We start from the raw sequence: 17,513 nt of genomic DNA, 5'->3' as shown, positions 1-17,513 counted from the left end.
TGAATGCCAACTTTTCGTTATCAAGGTCGTACTCTAGACGGTTCATCAACCCGTGGCAGAATCGAAGCGGTTAACTCTGAATCTGCTGCTGAAGCGTTGATGAATAAAGGGGTGATCCCATTAAATGTACGTTTAGAGAAAGAAGGAATGAAAAACCAGTTTAGCTTGTCGCAGCTACTGGTTCCGGCTATTCCATTAGAAGTGATTATTCTGTTCTCCCGCCAGCTGTTCAGTTTGATTAAAGCGGGTGTGCCGTTACTACGTTCAATGCGGGGATTACTGCAAAACTGCGAAAACAAACAGCTTAAAGAAGCGCTAGAAGATGTGGTTTCTGAGCTGAGTAATGGCCGCAGTTTGTCATCTGCGATGCAGCAACACCGCAAAGTGTTCAGCCCTCTGTTTGTGTCGATGATTAACGTGGGCGAGAACACGGGTCGGTTGGATCAGGCGTTATTACAACTGGCCAATTATTATGAGCAGGAGCTGGAAACCCGTAAGCGAATTAAAGCGGCGATGCGCTATCCAACGTTTGTTATCGTATTCATTACCATCGCAATGTTTGTGCTGAATATATTGGTGATTCCTGAGTTCGCTTCTATGTTCACGCGTTTTGGCGTTGATCTGCCATTGCCAACTCGCATCTTGATTGGGACCTCTAACTTCTTTGTGAATTATTGGGTACTGCTTATCGCTATGATGATCGCGGGATTTATTATCTTTAAATCTTGGGTTGCGACGGCAGATGGTCGGGAGGCGTTTGACCGATTCCGTCTGCGCTTGCCGATCGTTGGAGATATTGTCAATCGAGCCCAGTTATCACGTTTTTCTCGCACCTTCGCTCTTATGTTGAAGTCGGGTGTACCGCTCAATCAGTCATTGGCACTTTCTGCTGAAGCATTAGGTAACCGCTTTTTAGAAAACCGTATTTTAGAGATGAAGTCAGCCATTGAAGCGGGTAGCACAATCTCTGTTACGGCCATCAACAGTAAGATTTTTACCCCATTGGTGATCCAGATGATCGCGGTGGGGGAAGAAACGGGCCGCATTGATGAGTTGTTACTTGAAGTGTCCGATTACTACGACAGAGAAGTGGATTACGATCTCAAAACACTGACGGCACGGATAGAACCGTTACTTTTGGTTATCGTGGCAGGCATGGTTATGGTGCTGGCACTTGGTATATTCCTGCCAATGTGGGGGATGCTGGACATCATCAAAGGCGGCTAATGCGTGGTTGAAAATCAAAACCGAGCCGCGCTGATACTCTGCGGCCTGGTCGCTATTATTTTTGTTGGATTAGTGTTTAAATTCCAAACAGTTGCAAAAGAAGCGCGAGTGACAGGTGCAAGGTTGGCGAAAGTCTGGATGCTCGATAGTGTTCAGCGCTATAGAGAAGCCTGGCTACTGCAAGGTGAGCCAAAACAATTGGAGATGGACGGTTTTCTCCTAACAATGACAGAAGGAGGGCTAGTCTCTCCCTTTAGCAAACAAGGCGACTTAGATTGTGATTACTGGTTAGCGGTTCATTACCCTCAGCGTAAGATCATGACTATTGAACCGTCCGAAATAGGTGGGGCGATAAAAAATGGCCTTTATATATGCAGCTATATATACAAAAAATCTTACAAGGTGATAGTCACCGCTAACACGAATGACCTAATAAGTGTCGAAATATTGTCGGAGTAATTTTTTTGACACTTTAGTACTATAAACAAGCAGATAAAATAGATATAATACTCGGATTAAGATAGGTAAATAGTTGTAATGTTGAGCAAATGAATGCATATTAAACGCGTTGCGTTTGCAACCAAATGATGGTCAACTGTCACTATTTTTCGCGAGCAGTTCCGTTTCTATTTCGCTATCTGACTTAGTGAACTTTAAAGCCCAACGCCATTTTGTCTCCTTTACAAATGGTGTCACCAAATTTATCTGTTGCAGTCTTACTGCATGCTTACATAGAGAGAGTAAACAATGAAAAGACAAGGTGGTTTCACCCTTATCGAACTAGTAGTGGTAATTGTAATCCTAGGTATTCTAGCGGTAACTGCGGCACCACGTTTCTTAAACCTGCAAGATGATGCGCGTAATGCGACTATTGATGGATTGCGCGGAGCAATTGTAGGAGCTATGGGGATTTCTTATGGTAAAGCAGCAATCGATGGAATTGAAGACGTTCAGTTTGTAACAGGTACGTCAATAAATGAAATTGAAGGTGTGCAACACTCGTATGGATACCCAACTGCTGACGATACAAATGGTATTGGCGCAGCATTTGATCAATCTGGAGACTTTGTTGTTTTAAGTACCGGTGGGGTAATTGGTACTAGTGGCACTATTACCTATGGAATTGCAAACTACACTGGTAGTTGTGTTGTGTATACGGAAGCGACTGCTACCACTCCAGCTACAGCCGTTGTTAGTGAAAATGCAACAACGTGTACTGCTACACCATAAAGATAAATTTAAAGGCCAGCTAGTCTGGCCTTTATCTCTTTATTTTGATTAATCTCGGAATAGTTCATATGCGTAAATCATCGGGTCTTAGTGCAATCGAATTTGTGGTTGTGCTCATTATCTTAGGTGTAATCGGTTATGTGGTATTACCAAGATTTATCAGTTTTGAACCAAAGACATACGAAGCGAAATGGGAACAAACCAAGCAAACCGCTGAGCATGTTTCTGAGACGCTAAGTAATAAAGAAACCTACGATAGAATTGAACAAGAATTAGGACGCTCAAAAGCAGACAAATAACCTGTGCTGATTATTTGTACACTTGGTCGCAATTCGAATTGAAAACTGATAAACCTATCATAATACTCATAAATTCATCGTATACTTAAGTCGCTTGTCCTAAGTTTTAGCCTAAGGTCGGGTTATGAAAATTCGCAGCTCTACATTAGGGTTTACATTAACAGAATTGATCCTAGTGATCGTTCTTCTCTCCATCCTTTCTCTCTTTGCGGCTAGTCGTTTTATCGGCAAGAGCAGCTTTTCTGCATTTGTACTTCAGGAGCAAGTCATTTCTGTGATTCGTCAGGTACAAGTCAATCGAATGCAGTCGAATATTGATGACTCAGATGACAATTTTCGTCTACAAGTTTCAAGTTCATGTATTGGCTCAGTGGCCGCCTGTGCGCTTGGAGATAGTCAGCAAGATTCTCGTAGTGATTTTGTCGCTGATGATTCTACTCAGTTCTCCATTAAAGGTGATGTCGAAAGACCCATTGATTTTAGCTTACTTGGAAATCCCCTGAACTCGGCAAGTAGCGGTGTCTCCATTCTCATTGAGAATAAGAATGGCGGCAGTCGTTGTGAAGTTGATATCAACAGCCAAGGTTATGTTTCAAAAGGATTGTGCTTATGAAAAAAGTTCGCGGCATGACCTTAATTGAAATGATTATCGCGATTGTCTTAATGGGCATAGCGATGGTGGCATTCACCTCTTTTCTCGTTCCTCAGGTTAGAGATTCTGCCAATCCCCATTATCAAACCCGTGCCTCTGCTCTAGCTCAAAGCTTTATGTCACAAATTCTTGCGCGTGGTTTTGACGACAACAGTAACTTTGATGGTGGGCTGGTTCGTTGTGGTGAGAACTCCGTCAATTGCACCCCGTCTGAAGAGCTTGGCGCTGAAACAGGGGAGTCACTTCCTACAGATTTTAATGATGTTGATGATTTTATCGGTTGCTGGAGTACTCCTAATACGCTCGCTCAATGTAAGAGCGTGTCTCGAGGAAATATTACCGATGTTTTGGCGAACGTTGGAGAAGATAGTGCGGAACAATATAAAAACTTTAGAGTAGAAGTCCAAGTTGCCTATGATGATTTAGGTGGCTCGGAGACAAGTTCTCTACCTAAGTATAAAAAAGTGACTTTGACTATCTTTGCGGGAACGACTCAACCACTGACTTTAACAGCTTTAAAAGGGAACTACTAATGAAAGAGCGTGGTTTCACTTTAATTGAAATGGTCATTACGATAGTTATCGGTAGTATCATCATGTTGGGTATTGCCGGTTATATTAAATTAGGGATAAAAGGTTATGCAGACAGCATTGACCGTCAGCGAGTGCAGACAGAAGCACAGTTTGTGATCGAGAAAATGTCCCGTGAAATTCGCCATGCCGTGCCAAATAGTTTTCATGAGCCAGATGGGACAAGCAATTGTTTGGAGTTTGTACCTATTGAATATTCAGGCTTTTATGCTTTTAGTGGTAGTACTCTGGAGTTTCTTATTGGCAACGATACTAATCTAAAACGCATTCCTAGCAAGCGCTGGTTGGTGATAAATCCCAGTCGGTATGAAGATCTTTTCCCAAAAGATCCAGATAACCCAGAATCATTTCAACGAATTGAATTAAAAAATATATCAAGAGATAAAGTTGATGAGCCTTTTATTGTTTCTATAGATGAAAGCGGCATCAGCTCTAACTCTATTTCTAGCCGCCATTACATTTACCAAGATAAATCTGAAGTTCGTTATTGTTTCGATAATGGCCGAGTACTTCGTAATAATGTCATTGTCACGGATAGTATTGATACCTCAGCGAGTTACATGCGTTATGTTGAGCCAACTCTACAACGTGGTGGACTAGTACATATTAACTTAGAGTTTTTACAGGATGGGGAGCGTAGTGTGTATCAGCAAGACGTGCAGGTGCTCAATGTTCCGTAAACGAAATCAGCAAGGTAATGTACTTATCGTGGTGCTTTTTGTCATTATCGTTATGGGTTATTTAGCCGCCTCTCTTATGAGAATCAGTTGGTCAAATCAAAGTGGACTAACCAGGGAGTTTTTAGGCACAAAAGCTTGGTTTGTCGCTCAATCTGCCAACGAATGGGCGCTGACACAGTTGTACCCGCTTAACGGCTCAAGTGATAGCGTAACAACAATTTGTGTTGATCAAGTCAGTGGTGCAACCCCTAATGTTACACAGAATACGGCATGTAGGATTAATAAGATGAGTTGTTTAAGGTTGGGGGTTCTGAATGAGGGAACCTCAGAGGCACAGTCTTTATTTAGAGTGCAAGCAACAGCCATTTGTGGTTCTGGACTGTCTCAAGTACAGCGACAGCAAGAAGTTTGGGTTAGGGAGTAGAACAATGAACAAGATAGTCTTAATGTTTGCTTTGATAACTATGCCGTTTTTTTCTCATGCTGACGATTGGGATGAGACTGAGTCGTGTCGTGTAAAACTCAAAGATTCATTTGCTATTGAAGCTAAGTATTGCGATGACTGCGATACTGATGACATCAAATTTTATGTTCGAGGGAAAAAAGACAACACAATAGAACTGAAAGAGGATGTTATTTATCTAAAAAAAGAAGGTAATGTTAATGGCAATGGCAAAAGTGTTTTATACCGTTTATGGTCTGCCAATGACGATGTCGATGGTATTTTTAATGAAGACGAAGACCATTTAGATGGGGATACAGTTTATACCATTCGTATTGAATTTAATGATATCGAAAAGAGCGGGAATAGTTACACCGTAAACTTGTCTTACTTTTTATATGATGGAACAACACTTCTTAAACCAGGAATCGAAAGTAGAGTTGAGTTTGATCATCTGTCGAACAGCTCTGATGTGTTTTTCGAACAAGATGAAGACTTATTCGATTTAAACTGTAGACCTTCATCGAGACCAGAACCTAATCCAGAGCCAGAATTTTCAGTACCTGACAATGTTTGTGAATCGTTTCCTGAACCGATTCAAGGCTGGAAACAGAGTCAAAGTAAGCTTGTGGTTACTAACAAGGAAGTAAGGATTACAGGCTGGTCAGATGAATATTTGGCAGATAGTCAAAACTACTATACCTATAAGCAGGACTGGGAGAACGGAAGTGAATGGTCCACTCTGCGTATAGGTTTTGATAAAGGGGGCCAAGCTTGGCAACTTTATCAAAACCCAGATTCAAAGGTTTGTAACGATGCTATGGGCTGTCTCCCTGGAGATGGTGTCGCAGGGGATGGCAGTTTGGCAGGCAACGATGGTTTAGTTGAAAGTCGCAAAGCACAGACACCAACGCCTCTTGCTGCTGCTTTTAATTCCAGTCGCGTTCTAGTTATTCGCATGAAAGAAACTGACGCGAACTTCTATGGCAAAGTGTGTTTGTCGGAATCTGATGCTTGCTCGTTCACTGAGTCTGGGGGAAAGGTTGTGATTCGCCTGAAGCGCGACCTGAAGAGCCTAGATATTAAAGGTTACAACACTAATAAGACGGTAGAGCTTCAGTTGGACGGGAAACGAGTGATCGAAAGGTTTTCTTATGATTCAGGCAATGATCTGTCCCTTTACTTCAGTGACAATGCAGAACTAACGGTAAAAACGTTTATAAATACCGGTTCCAATCCAAAACTTATTTTTGGTAGTAATGTTACCGTTAATGTCGTGGGTACAGACCAACCACCAGGCTCTTACCTCAATAAGAATGCAGACTTTGCTTTAGAAGGTGCCTATTTTGATTATCGAACTTATCAAAAAGAGCTCACTTTACCTGTAATTTATGGTCCGCAAGCGAGCTTTCATTTCAAGACTAATTCAGGACAGGTATTCAAAGGCTTTATTCTGGCTAAGAGTATAGTTCTTGATACCAGTGAGCATATGTACGGTGCGATCACGAGTCTTTGGTTAGATATGCGAGGATCCTCTAAAGTAAGTAAGCCCGATTACTCTTGTAGCTCAATCGAACCTAATGAGGATGATTATTCTCTTGAGCTTACCCCTGAATCTGCATTTTCACTGATTTGTGAGGGTATAAGTCCGACGGTGTCTGTTTTATCTGATGGAAAGCTAGCATCAGATTTTAACGGTACGGTAGTCGTTTCTATCGATGGTGTTGAACAAAGTTATTCTAGCCCAAGTGAAAAATTTTCGATCGAGAGTGGAGAGGAGAATAAAGTTGTCTCTGTCAGTGCTTATATTGAAGGTGATCAAGACGATACCTTAGTCACAGGTAGTTACGAATTTGTACCGTTTAAATTTTCAGCTGACGACCAGTATGTAGTTGCAGGAAAGTCGAAAGTGGTAAAAGTAAAGACTCTGGCCTGTGATGATAATGGTGGGGTGGTTGATGTTGATAACGGATACAATGGTACTTTAACTTCCACATCATCTTGGATTGTCCCTGCGAGCGGTTCAAAAGGTAACGTAACTTTTGCGCCAAAATTTGTTGACGGAACAGCGAAAAGTGAGTTCGTGGTTGATGAATCAGGACAAATAAAAGTAAGCCTAGAAGATTCTAATTTTGATTGCACAGGTATCGAAGGTTGTCCAATTGAAGGCAGTGGGACGCTGAAAGGGAACTTCATGGTGTACTCTCGACCGTGGGCATTCGCGTTGTGCTCAACCGCTGATACAAATCTTGATACAGCAACCGGCACCTCCTCAGGAGGGAAAGCGTTTATTGCAGCAGGTGAAGAGTTTGATATCCAAGTGCTACCAATAAAATATCAGGCAGAAAATACCGGAGAAGTTGAGTCCAGTAGTGCATGGTGTAATGCCGCAAGTATCACGTCCAACTTTTTCTTAGATGGCTCCATTAGCAATCAAGTGAAGCTAACGAGCGAAGTTGCTTCACCGATCTCTTATGCATCCAATGAACTGCTTGTTTCCAATGATTCGCTCTTACAGCCAAGAGTAAACGGTGACAAGCAATATAACTTCACCGACTTATATTGGAATGATGTCGGTAGCTTAAAAGTGATGGCATCCACTAAAAATTATGATTCGACGTGTAGTTCGCCAATCGGATTAGAAGGGTGGTATGAATGTACACAGTTAGGCTACCGAAATATCGGTCGTTTTTATCCAGAACACTTCAAAATCACTAAGACAACTTGGGACTATCCTGATACTCAAGAAGACGCTTCCTACATTTATATGGAACAGAAGTTTGATCTTGTTCAGTTCGATGTTTCCGCCTTTAGTAGTAAAGGCGAACTGACTCAGAATTACGGTTTGTTTAGTAATGCTTACAAGGTGAATTTTGAATTGTCTGGTGATTATGCTGAACGCTTGAATATTGATGATGAGAGCGAGTTCAACAAATCAGATTGGAGTGGTGCAGTTTGGAGTAAGTCTTGGTCGAACTCAATAGAGTGGAGTAAGTTAGCTTTACCCGACGGTCCTTTTAACTCAGGTATTGGTGAAAAACCTACGGTTACTAAAATAGGACTATCCATAAGACAAGAAAAGAATGAACTCAAGGATCCGAGTCAATTTAAATATATTCAGAAAGTTGAGGGTGAGACCGAGAAGACGACAACAAGTAATACTCAAAGCCTTCTTTCTCAACCGGATGTTCGTTATGGTCGAATCAATTTAGATGATGTTGGGGGGAGATCTGGTTCCCGGCTAACGGTACCATTGCGAGTGGAGTACTGGAATGGCATTCGGTTTGTTCGGCACGCTGATGATGGTGGAACGACAATAGAGGCGGAACTAGAGAAACAGACTGTGATATGGCCAGGTAACGAAGTTGGTTGTGATGTTATAGTTGAAGTTGTTGACGACGATGTTACCAAGCCTGAGGGCTACAATACTATTTCTGATGCTCAAGTAGACCAAGGTACATTACCAAATGATTTAAATGAAAGGTTATTAGCTCATCAGGATTGTAGTAATCCACCACGCCAACAGTCTCAGGTTTGGTTAGACTTGGATGCAAATGGTTTACCTTGGCTCCAATACAACTGGAGAGGCAAAGGAGAAGAAAACCCATCCTCTGTCGTCACCTTCGGTATTCACCGTGGTAACGATCGCGTGATTTACCGTGGTGAGCCGGGGTTAACTGCTCAGTAACAAACTTCGGTTTTTGCGCTTAAGTTAGGAAACTGCAAGAAATTGGTGCTTTCCGCCCATGTTTGTGTACCAATACCTTGCTGTGACAGCGAGGCATTGGTACATTTAGGACAATTTTTGTCTTTTATATCTTTGCAGGATGAACGAAGAGTATGTTTAAGAAACTTCGTGGCATGTTTTCTAACGATCTATCTATCGATTTAGGTACAGCCAACACTCTAATTTACGTAAAGGGGCAAGGTATTGTCCTTGATGAACCTTCTGTAGTTGCTATTCGTCAAGATCGTGTAGGTTCTGCAAAAAGCGTTGCTGCAGTCGGTCACGCAGCAAAGCAAATGCTTGGTCGTACACCAGGTAACATTTCTGCTATTCGTCCGATGAAAGATGGCGTGATTGCTGACTTCTACGTGACAGAAAAAATGCTGCAGCACTTCATTAAGCAGGTGCACGACAACAGCATCCTGAAACCGAGCCCACGCGTTTTGGTTTGTGTTCCTTGTGGTTCGACTCAAGTTGAGCGTCGTGCGATTCGCGAATCGGCACTAGGTGCTGGCGCTCGTGAAGTTTACCTAATCTATGAGCCTATGGCGGCAGCAATCGGTGCTGGCCTGCGTGTATCTGAGCCGACGGGTTCAATGGTGGTCGATATCGGTGGTGGTACCACTGAAGTAGCAGTTATCTCGCTTAACGGTGTGGTTTACTCGTCTTCTGTTCGTATCGGTGGTGACCGCTTTGATGAAGCGGTTATCAATTATGTTCGTCGTAACTACGGCAGCTTGATTGGTGAAGCAACAGCAGAGAAAATCAAACACGAAATCGGCTCAGCTTACCCTGGCGATGAAGTTCTAGAGATTGAAGTTCGTGGCCGTAACCTTGCAGAAGGTGTACCTCGCAGCTTCAGCCTGAACTCAAATGAAATCCTTGAAGCGCTGCAAGAGCCGCTGTCTGGTATCGTATCGGCAGTGATGGTTGCACTAGAACAGTGCCCACCAGAGCTTGCGTCAGATATCTCTGAAAACGGCATGGTTCTGACTGGTGGTGGTGCACTACTTAAAGATCTAGACCGTCTACTAATGGAAGAAACGGGTATTCCAGTTGTTATCGCTGAAGATCCACTGACTTGTGTGGCTCGTGGTGGCGGTAAAGCACTAGAAATGATCGACATGCACGGCGGCGATCTATTTTCTGAAGAATAAAAGTTTAGGTGGAGCTCAAAGCGAGCTTCACCTTCATTTCTGCTCTCTCTGTAATTCAAATATGCTCCATACCTGAACGTATTTAATGCAAAATTTCAGGTTGCCAATTAAGGCTCAATAGCTATGGAAGCAATCAGGTCAAAAACAAGATGAATCCGATCTTTGGCAGAGGACCATCTCTGCAATTACGTCTGTTTTTTGCTGTCATCATGTCGGCGAGCTTAATGCTGGCGGATAGTCGTCTGGATACGTTCTCTAACGTTCGATTTTTACTGAACAGTGCGGTCGCGCCAATTCAGTATGCCGCTAATTTGCCTCGTAGTATGTTCGATGGTGTCTTTGAGCGTTTTAATACTCGTCAGACGCTCGTGGAAGGCAATCGTAATTTAAAGCGAGAAGTGCTACGTCTGAAAAGCGAGCTGATCTTGCTCGATCAATATAGAGAAGAAAACCAACGCTTACGCAAACTGTTGGGATCATCCTTTGTCCGCGATGAGAAGAAAGTCGTGACGGAAGTCATGGCGGTCGACACGTCACCTTATCGCCATCAGGTCGTGATAGATAAAGGTCAGATCGACGGTGTGTACGTGGGTCAGCCAGTTATCAACGAAAAAGGCATTGTGGGCCAGGTAACGTTTGTCGCTGCGCATAATGCTCGAGTATTGCTGCTGACTGATGCTAAGAACGCCATTCCTGTTCAGGTTATCCGTAACGACATTAGAGTGATCGCGTCCGGCAATGGTGAAATGGATGAAATCCAGCTCGAACATATTCCAACCAGTACTGATATTCAGGTTGGCGATTTGTTAGTGACGTCAGGATTAGGCGGTATTTATCCAGAAGGTTATCCGGTTGCGAATGTCACTATCGTGGATCACGATACTCGTCAGGAGTTCGCGTCCATTAAAGCCGAGCCAGTGGTTGAGTTTGATCGTCTGCGATACCTACTACTCATTTGGCCAAATGAAGATCGTCAGCACAAAGTGTTGCAATCCAATGTTGATGAAGATTCAGAGCAAGTGGAACAAGAGGTAACTGATGGCGAGTAATGTATTTCGAAGCCGAATGGTTATTGGCGTTAGCTTCTTTGTTGCGCTGGTTTTGCAAACTATTCCGTGGCCGGGAGATCTGGAGCTATTCCGTCCGTCATGGCTGTTTTTAGTCACCTGTTACTGGGTGTTGGCTCTGCCGAACCGCGTTAACGTTGGTAGTGCTTTAATTCTGGGCCTGATATGGGACATATTAGTCGGTTCGACATTGGGAATTCGGGGCATGATGATGTCGATCATCATCTATTTGGTCGCGCTGAATTTCTTGTTAATCCGTAATATGGCATTGTGGCAACAATCGATTTTAATTGCGTTTTTTACCGTGTTACTGGAACTTTTGATATTCTGTGGGGAATATTTGAACCAGGACGTAGTATTTAACCCATTATCCCTGTGGACGGCGGCAATAAACTGTATACTTTGGCCATGGATGTTTTTATTAATGCGACGAGTGCGTCGAGCATGGCACGTTAGGTAAAAGTGTGAAAAAAAGCTTATCACTCGTTCTCGCTTCGGGCTCTCCAAGAAGAAAGGAGTTGCTTGCTCAACTGGGTTACGATTTTGACATCGTATTACCGGATGTTGAGGAAGCCAAACAGGCTCATGAGCAGGCGCAAGAATATGTGTTGCGCCTTTCTCTGGAAAAAGCTCAGGCAGGCTTAGCGTTGGCTAAGCCTGATTCCGTTGTATTAGGCTCTGACACTGTGGTGGTATGTGATGACCACGTGTTAGAGAAACCAACAAATTTCGAAGATGCGAAGCGTATGCTTACTCGCTTATCTGGTCGTCGCCATCAGGTAATGACCGCGGTGAGTGTCGTTTCATCGCAAAAACAACATTCAGTGGTGGTTATCACTGATGTTTGGTTCAAGCCATTGACTCACGAAGAAATCGAACAATATTGGCAGTCAGGCGAACCATGCGATAAAGCTGGAAGTTATGGTATTCAGGGACTCGGAGGACGTTTTGTCACCCGAATCGAAGGCAGTTATCACGCAGTAGTAGGCTTACCTTTGTTCGAAACCGATCAGCTAATTCAAGAATTTTTATAATTATTTTGAGGTGTGCACATGAGTGCAGAATTGCTGCTAAACGTGACCCCGAGTGAAACTCGTGTGGCCATGATTGAAGGTGGAGTGCTACAAGAAATTCATATCGAACGCGAGTCTCGTCGCGGTATCGTAGGTAACATTTATAAAGGTAAAGTCAGCCGCGTACTTCCGGGTATGCAGGCGGCTTTCGTTGATATCGGTTTAGATAAAGCGGCGTTTTTGCATGCGTCTGATATCGTACCGCATACAGAGTGTGTGGCCGAAAACGAAAAGCAACAGTTTCAGGTTCGTGATATTTCTGAACTGGTTCGCCAGGGTCAGGATATCGTTGTGCAAGTGGTTAAAGATCCGCTTGGCACTAAAGGCGCACGTTTAACGACCGACATTACCCTTCCTTCCCGCTATCTGGTTTTCATGCCTGGCGCAAGCCACGTAGGCGTATCACAACGCATTGAAAGTGAACGTGAACGTGAACGCTTGAAGAAAGTCGTTAACCAATACTGTGATGAACACGGTGGCTTTATCATTCGTACCGCGGCAGAAGGTGCGGATGAAAAAGAACTGTCTCAGGACGCGGCCTTTTTAAAGCGCTTATGGCTTAAAGTCATGGAGCGTCGTTCTAAATATAAAACGCGTTCGACGCTTTACGGTGAGCTCGGCCTCGCGCAGCGTATTCTGCGTGACTTTGTTGGCACAGAGCTGGATAAGATTCTGGTCGACTCGCGTTTGGAGTATGACAATCTCCAAGAGTTTACCTCGGAATATGTCCCTGAACTGACCGACAAACTTGAGCTTTATGAAGGCGATAAGCCTATCTTCGATATGTACGATACGGAGAACGAGATTCAACGCTCATTGGAACGTAAAGTTGAGCTTAAGTCTGGCGGTTACCTGATCATCGATCAAACCGAAGCGATGACGACCATTGATATTAACACTGGTGCATTTGTCGGACGTCGTAACTTAGAAGAGACGATTTTCAACACCAATATTGAAGCCACGCAGGCGATAGCCCGTCAGCTGCGCTTGCGTAACCTTGGCGGCATCATCATTATCGACTTTATCGACATGGCCTCTGAAGTACATCGTCAACGTGTTCTCACTTCTCTTGAAGCTGCGCTATCGAAAGACCGCGTAAAAACCAACATTAACGGCTTTACGCAACTGGGTCTGGTTGAAATGACTCGTAAACGTACGCGCGAAAGTATTGAACATATTCTTTGTTCTGGTTGTCCTACTTGTGAAGGTCGCGGCACAGTGAAAACGGTCGAGACGGTATGTTTCGAGATTCTGCGCGAAATCACCCGAGTGAATCGAGCGTACGATGCTGACAACTTTGTTGTTTATGCGTCACCGTTCGTTGCAGAAGCGTTACTTGGTGATGAGTCACATGCGCTGGCAGAACTCGAAGTCTTTATTGGTAAGCAAGTTCGAATTCAGGCTGAGCCTCTGTACATTCAGGAACAGTTTGACGTTGTAATGATGTAATTGGGACATTTGTGAATTTTGGTTTTAACCGTTTGGGGCGATTTTGTGCGTGGAGTTTAGCCACTGTTTTGGTTTTACTCGCGATTGTCGTAACGACACTGCGTGTCACATTACCACAGCTCGACCATTTCCAAGATGAGATCAAAACCTGGGTCAAACAAGGCACAGGTTTTGACTTTTCTATCTCCAGCGTTGCTGGCTCTTGGCAAAACAGCCACCCGTCTATTGCGTTACTTGGTTTAGAAGCGAACCTGCCGAACAACCAGGAAGCGCGTTTCGCCGTTGATGAACTTCAGATTGAATTTGATTTGATTCAGTCACTTCTTCAGTTCAAACCCGTCGTAGCGGATCTCACTATCCACAATTTAGCGCTGGATATTCGCAGCGTCAGTCTTCTGCCGAATGCTGAAAGCGAAATGCCCGTGGCGACATCCGAGGAAAGTGAAGTGAAGCTAATTGACCAATTAGATTCACTGTTGTTGCGTCAGTTTGAAGACTTCACCATCACGAATTCGCGTATCTGGTATAAATCCGTTTCCGGTGAAACGAGACGCTTAGATATCGAAAGACTCCGTTGGAGCAATCAGGGTAGGCGCCATCTAGCAGAAGGGACGGTTAGTATCGCCGATGCTAAGATTAACTCCCTGTTGGTAAGTGCTAACTTTAAAGACCATGGTTCATTGCGCGATGTCTCGGGTGAGTTTTATGTCAGTGCTCAGGATGTCTCTGTTGCGCCTTGGCTAACCACGTATATGCAAGTGGAATCCGGCGTCGAGTCGGGTAAAGTGAGCTTAAATACCTGGCTAACCCTGAAACACAGTCAGCCTAATTACGCTTATGTAGAGCTGCAGCCGTCAGAGTTAGTCTGGAACGAAAATGGCAGCCATGAACTATTCATTGAATCCGGTATCTTTAAGCTGCTGCCCGATAAACATGGATGGAAAGTAAATGGTCACTCACTTCAAATTCGTACCGATGAAAAGCAATGGCCAGAGCTAGATGTTGCGTTCGACTGGCAGCCTTCCGGGTGGGCGCTTAACCTCTCTGAAATCGATATTGAATCCATCACGCCGCTGATAAAGCTTGCGCCAGAGTCTGAGTCGACCAGTAAATTTATCAATCAAATAGAGCCGAAAGGACGACTGGAAGATATCCGTCTATCAATGAATGGTGGATGGGAGACGTTACGCTATTCCGCTGAGCTTGATGAGCTGGGGTTAACGCAGTGGAAGCTGTTGCCGGGTTTCCAGCATGTTCAGGGAAGTGTGTCGGGTAACGTTAATCAGGCTAAAGCCAATGTGACTGTGATTGATGATGTCTTCCCTTATGGTGACGTTTTTCAGGCACCGCTGAATATCAAGCAAGGCGAAGTCGAGATTGTCTGGCAACAAGACCAACAAGGTTGGCGTTTGTGGGCAGATAAAGTGACTGCCGCTACTCCCGATTTACAGGTTTTGGGTGCTTTCCGCTTAGATTTCCCGAAAGACCAAAGTCCGTTCCTGTCATTCTACGCTGAGGCGGATCTGTACAATGCTGGCGAAACCTGGCGTTACTTACCGACCTTAGCCCTAGGGCAAGATCTGACCGATTACCTCTCTACCGCGATTCAAGGCGGTAAAGTGAATACCGCCAAGTTGCTGTGGTACGGCGAACTTGGCGATTTCCCGTATAAGCAACATAACGGTATGTTTCAGGCTTGGGTCGGCCTTAAAGACGCAAAATTCAGCTTTGATACTGCTTGGCCGCCTATTACCGATTTGCAGTTGGACTTGTTATTCGAAAATGATGCCATGTACCTGGATTCAAAGTCGGCGACACTCAATGGCGTTGCTGCTGAGCGAATTACTGGCCGCATTCCGAGACTGGCTCCGGACGGACATATTGAGATTGAAGCCAAAGCCAGAGCGCCGGGTAATGAAGTCCGCGATTACATGATGGCGACGCCATTAGTTGACTCGGTCGGTGCGGCGTTGACGGCGTTACAAGTTAGTGGTTCGGTTTACTCGGAGTTCCAGCTCAATATTCCGTTTAATCAAGAAAATGAACCTAGAGCGTGGGGTTACGCGGATCTGAAAGACAATCGCGTCGATATTGATGCGCCGCCAATGACTTTGGAAAACGCCACCGGACGCATCAATTTTGATAATGATGTGGTTACGACGTCAGGCCTCGCAGCAGAATTAATCACGCAGCCAATTTCAGTCGACTTCCGCGGCGAAAGTGCTGAGCAAGGCTACGATGTGACTATCAATACACTGGGCGACTGGGACGTAGAACCTCTCAAACCTTATGTTGGGGAGCGATGGCTGAACTTAGTTTCTGGTCACGCACCGTGGCAAATGGACATCGGCTTACAGCTTAATGATGTGGGTTTTACCTATCAAGTTGACGTACTAGCGCAACTCAATCGAGTCGTCAGTAAGTATCCGTATCCGCTAGCGAAAAAAGCCGGTGAGTCTGGTCTGGCGAAGTTGCAGGCATCAGGAAACCAAGAGAACATTTCTGCCCGTTTGGAGATTCCTAACGCAAAATACCAGACGGAGATAGATATTACTGGTGAGGTACCGCTCCTCACAGCGACCAATTTGATGATTGGACAAGGTGGTTTCAAGACGACCCCAGTTATCGGACATGATGCCTCAATACGTCTTGATGAAATTGATGTCGACAAGTGGTTAGAATTGCTGAATGTACCTTCGAATAGTGCCCCTTCAGTGCTCTCCAATATGAAGACGCCAACAATCCCGTTACCAACCCGGGTAGACATTGAGGCTCAGAGCTTAAGGCTCGCCAAGATTGAATTTCATGACGTTGACCTTAATGCCAGTAAAAAGAAAGAAAACTGGCGAATGCGGGTGAACAGTCAGGAAGTCAAAGGCACAGCGAACTATCTGAAACCGAATGACTTGTCGGTATCGTTAGATCATCTGCATTTGTACATTCCAGGTTTCGATGAAATTGAGAAAGAGCGAAGCTCCATCTTTGCTAGTGAAGATCAAAGTGCGCCGTTAATCACCAAATTTGACCGCCAATTTCACGATGAAATGCCAAACTTAAAACTGAAAATTAATGATTTCTGGTTGCAAGGGTATAAAGTGGGCAAGGTGAATGTTGACTTGCAACGTAGCGATGATCGTCTGGAGTGGAAAAAGCTTAACTTCAGTAGTGGCAAGAACAGCATTGATATGAGTGGTTGGTGGGAACTGACTGACGAGCGCAGTCATTCCAATTTGAGCTTCAAGGTTAAAGGCGATAACAATACTGATCTTATGGAACGCTTTGGCATTACTTCAGGGATCCAGCAAGCGCCATTTGAACTGAATGCCAATATGGAGTGGGATGGCGCACCTTGGTCGATGAAAACCCAAACACTACAGGGTGATGTATCGACGGAATTTGGCAAAGGGGTCATCAGCGAAGTAAGTGGAGCGGCTCGTCTGCTTGGCTTGTTCAGCCTGGATTCTATCATTCGTAAGATGCAGCTCGATTTTACCGACGTATTTGATAACGGAATGGCGTTCAATTCGATTACAGGCACGGGCAAGATTCAAGATGGCATCTTCGTCACCAATGATATCGTCATGGATGCGCTCGCCGGGGAAATGCAGATTCGTGGCATGGCTGACGTAACGAAAAGATTAGTGGATGCTGAGGTGAAATTTACTCCTGATATCACGTCTGGCTTACCAATGCTGACAGCCTTCGCCGTTGCGCCACAAACCGCTTTGTACGTGTTGGCTATCTCGACGGTTATTTCTCCAGTGGTTGAGGTATTTACTCAAGTAAACTATGAAGTCAAAGGGCCGCTCGAATCACCGACGGTTAAAGAGATATCGCGTAGTCAGGGTGAATATAAGCTGCCAGAAAAGCTGCGTGAGCAGGCGCAATAAACCACCTCAGTTTTCAAAGGAATTTAAGGA

At 44.4% G+C, this 17,513-nt stretch carries 15 protein-coding genes; all 15 read left to right on the top strand.

Annotation, left to right across the window (positions count from 1 at the left end; translation table 11 throughout):
- Nucleotides 1–3 precede the first annotated feature (3 nt).
- The 15 genes from VER99_RS12570 to VER99_RS12500 all read left to right on the top strand — a co-directional run bounded on the left by VER99_RS12570 (nucleotide 4) and on the right by VER99_RS12500 (nucleotide 17,483).
- Nucleotides 4–1,227 carry a type II secretion system F family protein gene (locus VER99_RS12570; protein ID WP_020334509.1) on the top strand — a complete coding sequence of 408 codons (1,224 nt, stop codon included), beginning with the start codon at nucleotides 4–6 and terminating at the stop codon, nucleotides 1,225–1,227.
- 3 nt (nucleotides 1,228–1,230) lie between these two features.
- Complete coding sequence (locus VER99_RS12565) at nucleotides 1,231–1,686, top strand: hypothetical protein (RefSeq protein ID WP_020334508.1); 456 nt, start codon at nucleotides 1,231–1,233, stop codon at nucleotides 1,684–1,686.
- 288 nt (nucleotides 1,687–1,974) lie between these two features.
- Nucleotides 1,975–2,457, top strand: a complete 483-nt coding sequence (locus VER99_RS12560) for a type II secretion system protein (RefSeq protein WP_020334506.1) — start codon at nucleotides 1,975–1,977, stop codon at nucleotides 2,455–2,457.
- A gap of 68 nt (nucleotides 2,458–2,525) precedes the next feature.
- The gene (locus VER99_RS12555; protein ID WP_020334505.1) at nucleotides 2,526–2,756 is read left to right on the top strand and encodes a type II secretion system protein; all 231 of its coding nucleotides are present in this window, start codon (nucleotides 2,526–2,528) and stop codon (nucleotides 2,754–2,756) included.
- A gap of 124 nt (nucleotides 2,757–2,880) precedes the next feature.
- Complete coding sequence (locus VER99_RS12550; protein ID WP_020334504.1) at nucleotides 2,881–3,369, top strand: pilus assembly FimT family protein; 489 nt, start codon at nucleotides 2,881–2,883, stop codon at nucleotides 3,367–3,369.
- Nucleotides 3,366–3,941 carry a type II secretion system protein gene (locus tag VER99_RS12545; protein WP_020334503.1) on the top strand — a complete coding sequence of 192 codons (576 nt, stop codon included), beginning with the start codon at nucleotides 3,366–3,368 and terminating at the stop codon, nucleotides 3,939–3,941. Before VER99_RS12550 ends, VER99_RS12545 begins: the two co-directional genes overlap by 4 nt.
- Nucleotides 3,941–4,678, top strand: coding sequence for a PilW family protein (locus VER99_RS12540; protein ID WP_020334502.1), 738 nt, complete (start codon nucleotides 3,941–3,943; stop codon nucleotides 4,676–4,678). The genes VER99_RS12545 and VER99_RS12540 overlap by 1 nt, the downstream gene beginning before the upstream one ends.
- The gene (locus VER99_RS12535; protein ID WP_020334501.1) at nucleotides 4,668–5,102 is read left to right on the top strand and encodes a hypothetical protein; all 435 of its coding nucleotides are present in this window, start codon (nucleotides 4,668–4,670) and stop codon (nucleotides 5,100–5,102) included. Before VER99_RS12540 ends, VER99_RS12535 begins: the two co-directional genes overlap by 11 nt.
- A gap of 4 nt (nucleotides 5,103–5,106) precedes the next feature.
- Entirely contained in the window at nucleotides 5,107–8,808 is a 3,702-nt protein-coding gene (locus VER99_RS12530; protein WP_020334500.1) for a DUF6701 domain-containing protein, read from the top strand.
- Between the two features lie 152 nt (nucleotides 8,809–8,960).
- Nucleotides 8,961–10,004, top strand: a complete 1,044-nt coding sequence (locus VER99_RS12525; RefSeq protein WP_324705637.1) for a rod shape-determining protein — start codon at nucleotides 8,961–8,963, stop codon at nucleotides 10,002–10,004.
- Between the two features lie 149 nt (nucleotides 10,005–10,153).
- Complete coding sequence (gene mreC, locus VER99_RS12520; RefSeq protein ID WP_020334499.1) at nucleotides 10,154–11,053, top strand: rod shape-determining protein MreC; 900 nt, start codon at nucleotides 10,154–10,156, stop codon at nucleotides 11,051–11,053.
- Complete coding sequence (gene mreD / locus VER99_RS12515; RefSeq protein ID WP_014233097.1) at nucleotides 11,043–11,531, top strand: rod shape-determining protein MreD; 489 nt, start codon at nucleotides 11,043–11,045, stop codon at nucleotides 11,529–11,531. The genes mreC and mreD overlap by 11 nt, the downstream gene beginning before the upstream one ends.
- 4 nt (nucleotides 11,532–11,535) lie before the next feature.
- Nucleotides 11,536–12,105 carry a Maf family protein gene (locus VER99_RS12510; protein WP_020334498.1) on the top strand — a complete coding sequence of 190 codons (570 nt, stop codon included), beginning with the start codon at nucleotides 11,536–11,538 and terminating at the stop codon, nucleotides 12,103–12,105.
- An 18-nt stretch (nucleotides 12,106–12,123) separates the two neighbouring features.
- Entirely contained in the window at nucleotides 12,124–13,593 is a 1,470-nt protein-coding gene (gene rng / locus VER99_RS12505) for a ribonuclease G (RefSeq protein WP_014233095.1), read from the top strand.
- An 11-nt stretch (nucleotides 13,594–13,604) separates the two neighbouring features.
- Nucleotides 13,605–17,483 carry a YhdP family protein gene (locus VER99_RS12500; RefSeq protein WP_020334497.1) on the top strand — a complete coding sequence of 1,293 codons (3,879 nt, stop codon included), beginning with the start codon at nucleotides 13,605–13,607 and terminating at the stop codon, nucleotides 17,481–17,483.
- The last annotated feature ends 30 nt before the right edge of the window (nucleotides 17,484–17,513 follow it).

The organism is Vibrio natriegens NBRC 15636 = ATCC 14048 = DSM 759, assembly GCF_035621455.1.
In the GTDB taxonomy this organism is placed as follows: domain Bacteria; phylum Pseudomonadota; class Gammaproteobacteria; order Enterobacterales; family Vibrionaceae; genus Vibrio; species Vibrio natriegens.
The sequence above is the reverse complement of the archived record's forward strand: the minus strand, read 5'-3'. Positions and strand labels throughout refer to the sequence as shown.

Coding starts and splice junctions, on each gene's coding strand:
- VER99_RS12540 (WP_020334502.1), top strand. CDS start 3,941: ATGAAAGAGCGTGGTTTCACTTTAATTGAAATGGTCATTACGATAGTT.
- VER99_RS12545 (WP_020334503.1), top strand. CDS start 3,366: ATGAAAAAAGTTCGCGGCATGACCTTAATTGAAATGATTATCGCGATT.
- VER99_RS12555 (WP_020334505.1), top strand. CDS start 2,526: ATGCGTAAATCATCGGGTCTTAGTGCAATCGAATTTGTGGTTGTGCTC.
- mreC (WP_020334499.1), top strand. CDS start 10,154: ATGAATCCGATCTTTGGCAGAGGACCATCTCTGCAATTACGTCTGTTT.
- rng (WP_014233095.1), top strand. CDS start 12,124: ATGAGTGCAGAATTGCTGCTAAACGTGACCCCGAGTGAAACTCGTGTG.
- VER99_RS12570 (WP_020334509.1), top strand. CDS start 4: ATGCCAACTTTTCGTTATCAAGGTCGTACTCTAGACGGTTCATCAACC.
- VER99_RS12550 (WP_020334504.1), top strand. CDS start 2,881: ATGAAAATTCGCAGCTCTACATTAGGGTTTACATTAACAGAATTGATC.
- VER99_RS12525 (WP_324705637.1), top strand. CDS start 8,961: ATGTTTAAGAAACTTCGTGGCATGTTTTCTAACGATCTATCTATCGAT.
- VER99_RS12530 (WP_020334500.1), top strand. CDS start 5,107: ATGAACAAGATAGTCTTAATGTTTGCTTTGATAACTATGCCGTTTTTT.
- VER99_RS12560 (WP_020334506.1), top strand. CDS start 1,975: ATGAAAAGACAAGGTGGTTTCACCCTTATCGAACTAGTAGTGGTAATT.
- VER99_RS12535 (WP_020334501.1), top strand. CDS start 4,668: ATGTTCCGTAAACGAAATCAGCAAGGTAATGTACTTATCGTGGTGCTT.
- mreD (WP_014233097.1), top strand. CDS start 11,043: ATGGCGAGTAATGTATTTCGAAGCCGAATGGTTATTGGCGTTAGCTTC.